The organism is Methylobacterium sp. WL6 (assembly GCF_008040095.1).
In the GTDB taxonomy this organism is placed as follows: domain Bacteria; phylum Pseudomonadota; class Alphaproteobacteria; order Rhizobiales; family Beijerinckiaceae; genus Methylobacterium.
Genome location: NZ_VRVH01000141.1, coordinates 1 through 11377, shown reverse-complemented (window position 1 = coordinate 11377; position 11377 = coordinate 1). Strand labels below are relative to the sequence as shown.

Annotated in this window: 17 protein-coding genes; 10 read left to right on the top strand and 7 right to left on the bottom strand. The window is 65.0% G+C overall.

All coding sequences use genetic code 11. From position 1 onward, the window contains the following. On the bottom strand, positions 1–931 hold a 931-nt coding region (locus FV230_RS17390; RefSeq protein WP_147843298.1), incomplete at its 3' end, for a CHASE3 domain-containing protein. A gap of 556 nt (positions 932–1487) precedes the next feature. Here FV230_RS17390 and FV230_RS17385 point away from each other — a divergent pair. Then, entirely contained in the window at positions 1488–1742 is a 255-nt protein-coding gene (locus FV230_RS17385) for a hypothetical protein (protein ID WP_147843297.1), read from the top strand. A gap of 67 nt (positions 1743–1809) precedes the next feature. Here FV230_RS17385 and FV230_RS17380 read toward each other — a convergent pair whose 3' ends face one another. The 6 genes from FV230_RS17380 to FV230_RS17350 all read right to left on the bottom strand — a co-directional run bounded on the left by FV230_RS17380 (position 1810) and on the right by FV230_RS17350 (position 5529). Beyond that, positions 1810–2025 (bottom strand): hypothetical protein, encoded by a 216-nt coding sequence (locus FV230_RS17380; protein ID WP_147843296.1) that lies wholly within the window; start codon positions 2023–2025, stop codon positions 1810–1812. 416 nt (positions 2026–2441) lie between these two features. Further along, positions 2442–3542: a methyl-accepting chemotaxis protein gene (locus FV230_RS31255; protein WP_147843294.1), complete on the bottom strand. Its 1101-nt coding sequence runs from the start codon at positions 3540–3542 to the stop codon at positions 2442–2444. A gap of 302 nt (positions 3543–3844) precedes the next feature. Continuing rightward, entirely contained in the window at positions 3845–4144 is a 300-nt protein-coding gene (locus FV230_RS17365; RefSeq protein ID WP_147843293.1) for a hypothetical protein, read from the bottom strand. Between the two features lie 64 nt (positions 4145–4208). Further along, the gene (locus FV230_RS17360; RefSeq protein WP_147843292.1) at positions 4209–4508 is read right to left on the bottom strand and encodes a hypothetical protein; all 300 of its coding nucleotides are present in this window, start codon (positions 4506–4508) and stop codon (positions 4209–4211) included. Positions 4509–4543: 35 nt separating this feature from the next. Beyond that, positions 4544–5140 (bottom strand): hypothetical protein, encoded by a 597-nt coding sequence (locus FV230_RS17355; protein WP_147843291.1) that lies wholly within the window; start codon positions 5138–5140, stop codon positions 4544–4546. Positions 5141–5268: 128 nt separating this feature from the next. Then, a complete protein-coding gene (locus tag FV230_RS17350; protein WP_147843290.1) occupies positions 5269–5529 on the bottom strand; it encodes a helix-turn-helix transcriptional regulator in 261 nt (86 codons plus the stop codon). 124 nt (positions 5530–5653) lie between these two features. Here FV230_RS17350 and FV230_RS17345 point away from each other — a divergent pair, with 124 nt between their 5' ends. The 9 genes from FV230_RS17345 to FV230_RS17305 all read left to right on the top strand — a co-directional run bounded on the left by FV230_RS17345 (position 5654) and on the right by FV230_RS17305 (position 11059). Beyond that, on the top strand, positions 5654–5977 hold the full coding sequence (locus FV230_RS17345; protein ID WP_246694896.1) for a hypothetical protein: 324 nt from the start codon (positions 5654–5656) through the stop codon (positions 5975–5977). A gap of 12 nt (positions 5978–5989) precedes the next feature. Continuing rightward, a complete protein-coding gene (locus FV230_RS17340; protein ID WP_147843289.1) occupies positions 5990–6388 on the top strand; it encodes a hypothetical protein in 399 nt (132 codons plus the stop codon). Positions 6389–6397: 9 nt separating this feature from the next. Beyond that, a complete protein-coding gene (locus FV230_RS17335) occupies positions 6398–6604 on the top strand; it encodes a hypothetical protein (protein WP_147843288.1) in 207 nt (68 codons plus the stop codon). A 2-nt stretch (positions 6605–6606) separates the two neighbouring features. After that, positions 6607–7038: a penicillin-binding protein gene (locus FV230_RS17330; protein ID WP_147843287.1), complete on the top strand. Its 432-nt coding sequence runs from the start codon at positions 6607–6609 to the stop codon at positions 7036–7038. Between the two features lie 62 nt (positions 7039–7100). Next, positions 7101–7691, top strand: a complete 591-nt coding sequence (locus FV230_RS17325) for a hypothetical protein (protein ID WP_147843286.1) — start codon at positions 7101–7103, stop codon at positions 7689–7691. 61 nt (positions 7692–7752) lie between these two features. Continuing rightward, complete coding sequence (locus FV230_RS17320) at positions 7753–8838, top strand: hypothetical protein (protein WP_147843285.1); 1086 nt, start codon at positions 7753–7755, stop codon at positions 8836–8838. Between the two features lie 68 nt (positions 8839–8906). After that, a complete protein-coding gene (locus tag FV230_RS17315) occupies positions 8907–9749 on the top strand; it encodes a hypothetical protein (RefSeq protein ID WP_147843284.1) in 843 nt (280 codons plus the stop codon). An 84-nt stretch (positions 9750–9833) separates the two neighbouring features. Continuing rightward, a complete protein-coding gene (locus FV230_RS17310; protein WP_246694895.1) occupies positions 9834–10157 on the top strand; it encodes a hypothetical protein in 324 nt (107 codons plus the stop codon). Positions 10158–10795: 638 nt separating this feature from the next. Beyond that, positions 10796–11059, top strand: coding sequence for a hypothetical protein (locus FV230_RS17305; protein ID WP_147843282.1), 264 nt, complete (start codon positions 10796–10798; stop codon positions 11057–11059). Positions 11060–11377: the final 318 nt, after the last annotated feature.

The following is an 11377-nucleotide window of genomic DNA, read 5'->3' as shown; positions in this document are numbered from 1 at the left end:
CGCCCGAATGGGTGATCTCGTCCACCGTCGCCGCCGTCTCCTGCACCGCCGCGAACTGCTCCTCCACCGAGGCCGCCTGCTCCTGCGCCGAGGCGCGGATCTCGGCCGCCGCCGCGTTCAGGTCCGAGGTGGCGGTGCGGTTGGTGCGAGCGAGGTCGGCCAGCCCCGCTACCATCGCATTAAGGGTACGCTTCAAGCGACCGATCTCGTTGTGGCCGCCTTCCCCGAGTGTACCTGTCAGGTCGCCCTCGCTGACATGCTCGACAAAGGTCATCACCCGCCCGAGCGGCCGGACGATCACGCGGTTGATGGCGATCCCGATCCCGATGCAGATCAGGAGCGTGAGCAGGGTCCCGCCCCAGAGCGCGAGGCTCTCGTTACGCTCGGCCTGCGTGACGCGAGCGGCCTGTGCCGCACGAGTCTGTTCTTCCAGATTGTCGATGGCGTTGAGCTTGCTGCGCAGGGTGTCGAAGAACTGCTTGCCCCTGCCTTCGGCCTCGATACGCACCCCATCCGGTCGCGTCGTCGGATCCGCGGCCTGACGTATCGCGGTCTCGCCGATGTCGGTTTGCCAAGCGCGCGCTGCCGTCACGGCATCGGCAAACAGACGCGAACGCTCGGCATCGTTGCCGATCAAGGTCCTCAAATGTGTGATCGTCTGGTCCAGGGCCGGCCGCCCCGCGCGGTAGGGCTCCAGGCTGCTCTCGCGCCCAGTGATCAGATAGCCGCGTAGGCCGGTCTCCTGGTTGAGCATGGCGGTGCGGAAGGCATCGAGCCCCCGAACCACTTGTGTCGAGCGGGCGAGGGCATCGGTCGCATCCTGCAGGTGGTTGCGTGTGGCTAAGATCGCCCCGCTGCTGAGGACCGACACCAGCGCGATGACGCCAATCGCACCTCCAAGCGTGCGGTTGAGGCCAAACGTGTTCGGCATGTTCGAGCGTTCCTACGCAGACCTACGACACCATGTGGCAACCGCCATCGCTGGCCCAGTCAGCTAAATTAGATTTCAAATCAAGCTGGTGTCGGTCCCATACGGCAATGGCGGCAATCTGAACGTCATCAGGGATAGGCTGCAATAGGCCGCCGCCTGCCACCGGCGCATGAGCCGCGGCCAGTTGGGGAGGGGTTCGCGTTAACGCGCCATCGCCTTGGCCGAACATGAGGCAGGTCCAGTAGCATCCTATGGTGAGCGATGCGTGAGAGGTAAGGCAGCCTTGCCCCGCCCTGCTGTTCGCGGCAAGCTATGCCGTATGCCAGAACCGATCGTGCCTCGCCCCTGTCACGGGATGCCACTCGCCGACCAGCAGGACATCCTCTTGCAACGAAGCCTGCGCGCCCTTGCTCTTACACCCAAGCTGATCGAAGCGCTGAACCAGCGGCGGCGCGAGCGAGAGGCTGAGGAGAAAATCACAAGTACCGACCGGGTAGTCTAGAATTACCCTGTTGCCGGTGCGAGGCAGACCCATCCCCGATCTGATCACGGGTCTATGAGCATGCCCGTCAGCGAGCATCCGATCTTCGTGACCTTCAGCGCTCCAACATGGCAGGTGACGCTCAGCGGGTTCGATGTCGGCGAGATCACCGACCGGGCAATCGCCTATGTCATCCCACGTCTGCCAGCGAGAAACATGCTCAAGGTCACGATCCGGACCAAGCAGGCTGGTGCGGAGGATCAGATCCGAGCTGGCATTGAGGCTGCGATCACCTCCGAGCGTAGCCGGCGCTGCCACATGGTCCAATAGGCGACGGCTGCCGTAGCAATCGTGACGGCAAGCACGGCGATCATTGCCATCAGGAAGGGGTCGTCGGTCACGTCCCACCCCAACCGTAACCCTGCAGTGCGACCAGACCAGCGTTAGTGATCGCCCACTGCCTTGATCCATCCACGGAACTGGCCCCGATCGGCTCGATGAAGCCCATCTTCGTCAGCCCGGGGATTTCCTGATCCCCCTTGGCATAGCGACATGGTCCGCGCGCCAGCAGCGTCAGCCGATAGTGCTGGCTCGGACGCAGCTTACCCTTCATTCTATAGCCCCCTCACGGCGCTTTCCCCTCCCAAAACCTGAAGCCCTGCTATGGCTATGCCATCACGTCGGCCGACCGGGCGGAACGCGAGTATCTAGGGCGTCCAGCCACTCGTTGAACGAGCGAGCGTCCGGCTCGCTCTTTCGGCGGTCAATCCACTGGTCAAGATCGCGGCGGTCATACCGCTGAACGGTATCTGTCCCGAAGCGAATGGGGCGGACATCGCACTCGCGCTGAAACACGATGCGCGAGAGGCCGCAGTAGGATGCTGCCTGAGCCTTAGTGAGAAGCCGTACTGCAGGCAGGGCCAAGCCGTGTTCGCTCACTGGCTGTCCGGCGCCTGATCAATCTGTTCTCGTATCAATGCCGCTGGAGGCGCAAGCCGATCCCCGGTCCGGCATAGTGCCTCGGATCGGTTACCGCTCCACCTTGCGCTGAACGATCATGCCGTACCAGCCCAAGCCAAGGTAAGTCTCGTAACCTGGTGTCCGGTGGAAGGCTGTGACCGTGCCTGTCTGGCTGTCTCTGGTAATTCCGCTAGCCTGCCCCTTCGGATCCAGTAGCAGCACTTCACTGAGGACACCCTGACCGTCAGACGCAGCCAGGACACGGCGGTTCGCATCGACGAGCAAGACACGGGTTCGCGCACGGTCCGCCGGAGCGACGCGCACCCCTTCCACGATTGCACGGGCTTGGGGCTCCCAATCGAAGTGGATGCCGAGCACGCCAAGCACCGGCCCATCCGCTCGGCCGCCTTCGCGGACACTGGCGGCATAGGTGGCGACCTGAGCCCCAGCAAGGCGGTTCTCACGGCGTACGTTCGCGCTGACGTAGTCGTCACCACTGCGCAGCGCGATGGCGTTCTGAAACCAAGGCTCGCCGGATACGCTTTGACCGCGCACACCCGGGTATCGATCGGGTCTGCCATTGGCGATGACGACGCCGTTCCGGTCGCAAAGCCAGAGATCGAGGTAGACGGTATAGGCTGACAGGATGACGCCCAGACGTTCGCAGGCGTAGGCAGCGGATGCCTCACCTGGGCTTGCCGCGCATTCGACGACGGCGGCATCGGTCGCCCACCAGCGTACGTCGCAGGTCCGCTCATAGAGGTTCCGGTCGATCAGTTCGACGGCGTTTAAAGCCAGGTCGGTTAGGCGCTCGGCCTCAGCCTTCTGCGCCATACCTTCGACGGCCTGCTGCAGCATGCCGATCCGCCCCGACAAGTGAGCCTCGAGTTCACGAGCCACCCCATCGATCTCAGCCCCAATCGACCGAACTTCCTGCGCAACGACGGAAAAGCCCCGTCCTTGTTCACCAGCTCGTGCAGCCTCGATGAGCGCGTTGAGCGCGAGGATCCTGACCTGCGCGGTGATCTGCTGGATCCGACGCGTCTTGTCGCCGGCGATCTGATTGACCTCGGAAGTGAGGCTCGCAATCGCAGCCAATGTGGGATCGACGTTGACCGGAAGGCCACCCGTCGGCGGCGCAGTTCCCACAACTTTAGGATGAGGGTTCATAGGTTTATCAACTCTCAGGGCTGCATTCAAAATGCAGCGCGAAGGTTAATAAGTTCTGATAATCATAAATCAGTTTTGATAACCTCGTCACATCGGCGTTACTGGATGACTGGCGGGGGGGCGATGGCGACGGATTTGGCTAAGGCCTTACTTAGCAGTGAAATTGGACTTTTTACGTCCCCAGAACCGGATGCCGCCCCTCATGCGTTCGCAGGGGCGAATAAGGGGAGCTAATGGAAATGGCCCTGCAAGCTGGTTTCTGCAGGGCCATCGGGTCGTTGGTTCGGTGTTTGCGACGGACCTCAGCAGTCGTTGCTGCCCGGCTTCACCACCTGACCTTCAGCAGGCTTCTGCTCGCCGTCTGCGGGCTTGGTGCCGGCGCCGACGTTGTTCATGGCACCGACCGTTCCGGGGGTCTCAGCCTTGGCGCCGGGGGTCGTCTTCGCCGTCGAGGTGCCGTCGGCCATCGAGCTCTTGTCGGCCGAAGACGACGTGCCCTGGTTGTTGGTGGTCGTCCCCACCGCACAGGGGGCTGCGAAGGCCGCGCCGGCCGTCAGCATCAGGATGGCGGCAGCGCCTGAAAGGGTTGGAAGCTTGGTCATGTTTCCTCCGATCGTATTGCCGGAAGGAAACTAATTTCGGCACGATGGTTCCGCCCCTGCGCCACTAAGGCCCTTTCCGTCCCTGAAAGGGGCGAAGCAGCCAGGCCATGCTCTTCGCTTCAGCCTGCTCGACCGCGTCCGTTTCCGCCATCCGACCTGTCTCCGCGTCGATCTCATAGACGATCTGCGTCAGCAGTGGCGGAAGTGGAACGTTGTAGTCGCCGAGCAGCAGGGCAGCATCGAGCAGCGCTCGAATTTGCTGGTCAAGGACTAGCCGACCCAGGGTCTGGGCCTCCAGAACCTGATCGGCGAGGAGGCCGGCAAGGCGGGAGACTTCAGACAGGCGTTCAGATGAGGCGGTCATGCCTTCCGCTCCCGGAACCGGATGTCAACGGCTGCTCATGCAGCTCGAACCTCTCGCACCGGTGGTTCTGGAATGTAGCCATTGCGGATTTGCGCAAGCGTCGGCGGCCAATGCGTATCCCATGCGCCATAAGCGCACTTCCGGTTGGCATAGGCTCGCCGAAACGTGTCTGCGATCTCGTCGCCCTCAACCTCGCCCCGCTCCATCAGGAGGTCGGCCAAGGCCCGAATGCCAGCAGACCCCATCGGAGAGCGCACCAGAGCGGAGGTATGAGCCTCAGCGAAACGGGACACGGCTTCCTTCTCCTGGTCGGGCAGGTTCCAGGCGTCCAGCACCATCTGGAAGTGCTCCATGTCCTGCATTCCGCCCATGAACATGCATGCGGTAGCGGACACCTTTCGATAGTGAGCCTCGGCGTAGAAGCCCGCCAAGCAGTTGATGAGTTCGATGTCGCGGGCGATGGCCCGGCTCCGGTTGAACGCCTCTTGCCGGCCGGGTTCGGCATTGCTGATGACCATTGGGCCGAACGGGTAGCCAATGATGTCGTAGCCATCGACCAGCCCTTCACAGGCCACGAGGACGCCCCGGCGGTTCTCGACCATCTGGCCGGCTCGCACCTCCTCGACCGTCAAGACGACGGCCTTGTCCGTGTCGTATCCGAAGTACCACCTTACGAGCGCGTGGCCCGCCTCATGATGGCAAGCAAGCCGTCTGCGGGGCATGTCTCTCGTCCTATCAGGATTGAGGTTGAAGGGGCGGCCTAGTGCTCGTCGCGAGTGCCGTCTTTCCGGTCTCGAAACCGGATGCCAGCCCCTCCCCCGTTCTCGGGGATGAACTCAAGGCCAGCGGCTTCGAGAGTGCGTTGCAGCTTTCCGAGGTTGTCGGCGAGGGAGTTCGGCACGCCTTCGCCTTCCTCCATGCGCCTGATCGTAGCCGACGAGACGCCTGACGCCTCAGCCAGTTCCTTCACAGACCATCGGAGGCACCCGCGCGCCATCCTGATCTGAGCCGCTGTCAGCATCCAAGCCTCATGATAAAAAAGTGCTCGTGTGTGAGCAAAATGTGTTGACGGCTTTTCTGCCGTGAGCAATATTAGCTCATCAGCGCAGCAAATGGAAGCGGCGCCGAGCAAGAGGTCCGCTCCGATGCGCTACGCCAACCTCATTCCCGCCTCGCACATCGCCCGCAGCGCCGATCCGCGCCTGACCGCCGATGCCCGCCGCGCCTTCATCACCGCGAAGGCCGCGGTAGTCGCCTCGACCGAGAGCGCCAAGCGCTTTGCCGCCACCGTCGCCCCTCTGGTCAACCGCGACGGCACGTTCGACCGCTCGGCCATCATGCGCGCCGCGATCCGCTCGGCTCAGGCCCGCATGGAAGTGACCGGCGACGTCTGGGGCGTGTGCATGTCCTACGCCCTCAAGGGCGCCTGGGCCGCCGCCAAGTCCTCCCGCGCCTACCGCGCGCACTGAGGGGGGGCCGCCATGCTCGCTACCCCTCACATCACCGTCGCGCCTGCCATGTCGGCCGACCCTGTGTTCGCCGCGATCGAGATGCACCGCGAAGCGCTCCACGTCTACGAGGCCGAGGTCTATTACCAGAAGCGGAAGCGGAAAGGCCGGTGGGTCTCGAAGGAGAATTTCCGCGAGGCGGCCGACATCTACGACACGATCACGTCCAGGCTCGCCCTCAGCCCCATCGAAACGCTCGCCGGCCTGCGTGCGCTCACGGCCTATCTCGCCAGCCTGAACGCCTATGGGCAGGTGGCGGGGAACGCCTGCCTCTACGCGATCGAGGTCTGGCACCTATCGGACGCGATGGCGACGATCGCCGAAGCGATGGCACGGCTGCTGCCGGCCGACGCCGCGCCCTCGACGCACTGAGGCCGAGCGATGCGGATCACGCGCCAATCCATGATCTCGGGCGAGACCAACACGCTCGACCTCCCCGTCACCTGCGAACAACTCGCAGCTTGGCAGGGAGGTGAGCCCATCCAGCGGGTGTTCCGTCACCTGCCCCCGTGGGATCGCGAGTTCATCAAGACCGGGATCACCCGCACCGAGTGGGACGTGATGTTCCTGCCTGAGAAGGAGGCGTAGCCATGGCGATGCTCTCCGTGGCCTCGGGCCACCTGTCCCGCCGCACCATCCTCGGCGCCTTCCTCGTCGTCGTTGCCTCGCGGATATCTACCGCGGCCTCTGACGGCATCCTGCCCGCGATCCGCTGGGCCGAGACTGCCGATGCCGCCTACCTTGCCTCGGGCCGCATCGCCGTAGAGCTAGCTGCCGCCGGACGCCCTATGCCGGCCGGGTGGGCCGCTTACCGCGCCTCGCTCGCCCGTGTGCGTCGGGTCGCCCGCCTCGACCTCTACGCCCTGACGCCGACGACGCCTGAGGCCGCTGGAGCGCTGGCCGCCTACCACACGGCGCGCGGCGAGCGTGCTGGTAGCGCAGGGGCCCGACGTGCCGCCCGCCGCCGGCTCCGCAAAGTGTTCGCCCGGCCGGGCGCCGTGCTCCCGCCCCGGCCGACCTAGTCGGCACCGCCCTCCCTTTCGCCTTCCCTGCCTGCCTTCACGAGCCCTCTGGAGCCCGACCGATGCCGCACGTCCGTACCCTGTCCCTCGACCCCGCCACCGATCCGATCCATGCCGCCATCGAGCGCCACCGCGCCGCGATGCACGCCTACCTCGATGCGCCGTCTCTCATCACGAACGACGACCTCGACGCCGCGACCGATGCCCTGGTGGCGACGCCCTGTGCGTCTCGGTTCGGTGCGCTCGCCCTGCTCGGGCACCTGCGCGCCTGGGTCGATGCGAACGCCGACTTCGCCGCCGGCCATCAGCCCGGCTACGGCATCGCGCAGGCCCGCGTCGCTGACTTGACGCTGTTCCTCGGCACCAACCTGCCGCCGGTCACGATCCCGCACGCCTTTCCCTCGGGGCGCCTGCCGCCTGCCCCGGCCCGCCTCCTGCCGGGCGTCGATCGCTACAGCCAGCACGCGGCGCTCGCCCTGCCGAACGAACCCGTGCCCGGCGAGTGCGCCCCATGGGAGGCCGTCGCCGCGATCCGACCCGACACGGCCTTCGTCCGCTCCCTCCGCTTCATGGACACCAGCGCCGAGCTGCTGGCCGCCCTCGTCATCATCGGCGGCGGCTGCGTTCTGACGGGCTTCGCCTCGCTGCTCTGAAACCTCCTCGCCCTTCGCCCTGGGTCGGATGGCTCACGGACTTCCCCTCGGAGAACCCGACATGCGCAATCCTTTGAAGCGTCACCCCAGCACCGAACCGAAGCCGACCCTCCGTGAGAGGTTCGCGGTGACGAAGGCCAAGGCCGGTATAGCGTTGCGGCGCACGAGGCCGGAGCCGGAGGCCGAAACTGGATCCGATCTCAACGACCGGACCGCTCTGGTCTGCTACTCGACATGGCTCGGAATTGAGCAGCGTCGGGTCTGCCTCGAACTCTACCCCCATCTCGGCCCCAAGGGGACGGCCTTCTCGGTCGGCTTCAACGCGGGCGAGAAATGGCACTTCAACGGCAGCAACCGGACCGGCGGCCTGAAAGACCGTGGCCCCGTCCTGCACCGCGCCGTGCGCCTTCTGGACACCCTCGGGGTCGATTGGCGCGGCGACATCGCCAGGGGGCGGGGGCCTGACGATATCGCCAGAAACCTCACCACAGATACGGGCGAGCGGCCTCCCTTGCCCCGCGGCTGGCCTGCGACGGACGCTGCGTTGGTCACTGCCGCAGGCGATGCCGAACGGATCGAGGCAGCAATCCTCGCCCTCGTCACCGGAGACGATCGCGACATGGACGAGATCCCTGGCTACTCCGAATTGGATGAGGCTTGCGACGAGGTGCAGGCGACGTTGGTGCGAGAGCGTGCCACGAGCTTAGCGGGGCTCCGGGCCAAGGCCAGCGGCTTCGACCTGCCGAGCCAGAAAGGTCATGACCGCTGGTTAGCGAAGCTCGGCGCGTCCATCGCTCGCGATCTCCTTCACGGTACGAACCGCCTTGTCGAGCCCATGCCGGACCCGGTGTTCGAGGTGATCGAGGAGACCAAGCGGCTGTCTGCGGCCCGTAGCGCCGCCCTGCACCTCAACCAGCTTCCCGGCAACATCGATCCACCGGAGCAGGCTGAGACCCGCGAAGCCTTCTTCGCGCATATCGATGACGTGCTTCTCGTGACCGTGCCGAGGACGGCCGCTGGGTGCGCGGCCCTGTGCCGGTACGCCCTCGCCTACCACGAGGAACACGGCTGCGCCCTGGACGAGTCCTGGGACAACAACCACCACTTCCGCATCCTGGATCTGATCGCCCGTTCGCCGCGGCTCTGACGCCACCCGCTGCGGCGGGGCCGACCCGCCGCGCACCCTTTCATCCCGAAAATCATAGGAGCACGCGCGTGCCCTCTCTCAAGCTGTCCAATCCCTTCCGCCGAAGCGCCGACCGCCCTTCGCTCAGAGACCGCGCCGCGGCCCTCAGGGCTACCGCCGCCCGCGTGATGGGCGAGGCCAAGCCGCTCACGTCGGTCAAGGCTACGGATGATGCCGTTCTCGTGGCGCTCGGGCGTGAGTTCGAGGCTGCAGTGACCGAGGCTGCGGCAGCGGAAGAGGCGTGCAGCAAGGTGACGGCCCGCGCCGGGGCCTTCCCCGAGCCATCCGCTTGCCTGGTCTTTCGCGAAGTCGATTATCCCTTCGGGCTTCGCCGCATGAGCTGCCATCCCTCCGCCCTCGAAGGGTTGCCGATCACGCATGAGGACATCGACTGGATGCGGCGCGGACCTCGGCGACGTCAGGTTCTCCGCGAGGCCCGGCCCGGCGAGCATGGCTGGCGCGACTACGGTGGTAAGGTGCCGGAGATGCAGCCGTGGCTGGAGGCACAGGCGCGGGCCGACGAGATCCTTGAGGCCTGGGACGCATGGCAAGCGGCGCAGGTCGCGCATGACGCCGAGCATGGTGTGATCGAGGCCGAGGCTCGCGCCGAAACCGCACACGCCAAGGTCGGGGATTTGCTCGATCAGATGACGGCCCTGCCAGCACGCACAGCGGAAGGGCTTTGCGTCAAGCTTTGGACGATACGGTTCGGGGTGGAGTGCATGGGTGACCACCAGACCGGCCGCTTCCTGCGGGCGTTGGTTCAAGATGCCGCCGACATGCAGGCCCAGCCTCTCAGCCAAACACCGTCGGACATGGCGTCGGTCAGTGCCCCCTCGCCTTCCGAACTCAACGCTGCGACCAAGGCCTGATCGATGGGTGATGTCCTGACCTTCCGGCCGCGCGCCGTGGCACCGCACGTCCCGGCGCCCCCATCACTGGCCGAAACCCGGCGCGTGATCGAGGAGGCCGCACAAGCCGCTCTCGACACCGCCGACAGCCTGCTCTCCATCCTCGACCGGATGGATGGCGATGCTGATGCCGAGGACGGCGGGGATGCGGAACCCGCCCTCGCCGCCCTTGAGGACCATCACGGCAGCCAGATCGTGTGGCTGCGCAATAATGATAGTGGCCGAGAGACGGGGCCGCCTGAGCTAGTGCTACCGGTCGAGGCGGTCGAGCAGGCGGTGATCCCGTTCACGCCCCTGCCCTGGGGCGGCAACGGCAATGTTATCTCGGCGGCTGGCGTGGCGCTGCTCGACATGGTGGCAAGGCGGTGAGCCTCGCGCCAAGCTATCTTATCAGCATAGGCGCCAAGGTAAACGCCGCTGACGGTTTGGATAACGTCCGTTTCGGCCCAACCGTTTCCCAAAGGGAGCTGCTAGGCTGAGAGGTGGCATAAGCGCCTCAAGAACTACGTTAGCCGCCAGCTAGATTTTGACGGATTTAAACTGTGTCTTGGATAGGCTGCTTCATCGTGCTCACCTCATGCTCTTATGACCCGACGTCGGGCTGACAGGGTTAAGGCACAAGGGCGACAGGCGCAGACGGCTACGAATTATCTCATCTAAAAGAGTCGCTCCTAGCGATGCGCCGAAAACAGCGTCGACCCGATCGTTACGCTCTCGGCGGTTCAGAATAATTCTAAGCCGCAGGGGCCTCCGAGATTGTTGTCACGATGCACGACTCTGCGCGCTTGTCGCATTGCCATGTTTGCCTGGCGTGATACGTTCCGTTCCGAAGTTCTGGGGCTTCACAGAAATGACGCGACCTGCCTGGCCAGCCCCCGCTGCGCCGGGCTTTTTTGTGCTTAGTATCCCGACGATGGCACCGCATAGGTGAACTTGAAGACCTGCAGGTCGTTTGCATTCGCAACCCGCGCGAGAGCAGCCTGCCCTCGACATGCCGAAAGTACCCCATGAAAAAGCTTTTGATTGCCGGTGTCGTACTGTTCGCGGCTGCGCCGGTCCTTGCTCAGACCGAGGCTCCTCGCCAACCCGGTACGAGCAGCACGGTCATTCAGAACCAGCCGAACACCACGGGCAATGACGGCGCCACGTCCGTCTCTCGCGGCGCTACCGGTGCGGAAACGGTAACAAGGGACTCGGCGGCTGGTGGCAATGCCGGAAAGCCAGAGCAAGCTGTCCCGAACGGCAGCGCAGGCAGTGGCGGCAGCCAGTAAGCATTGATCCTTGGCGAGTGAACCTTCTGTGGTGAGACCGCCTATCCCGGCAGGGAACTGTCTGAGCAGCCCGGCCGGAGAAACCCGCGCCGGGCTTTTTCGTGGCTACGACCAGAACGATCCGCTTCAGCGCGGCGTTGCCGTCGGATCATCGAGGAAACCGATATGGCCCCGCGCATCTATCCAGACAGTCCCGACAGGCCGGGCCACGGCGCCAACAGCGTCGAGCATCGCATCGGCCAGGACGTGGACGGCGTCGACCAGCTCAGCAGCGTCGTCCTGATGGGCCTCGCGATCGGCGGCGCGGCGCTGGCGCTG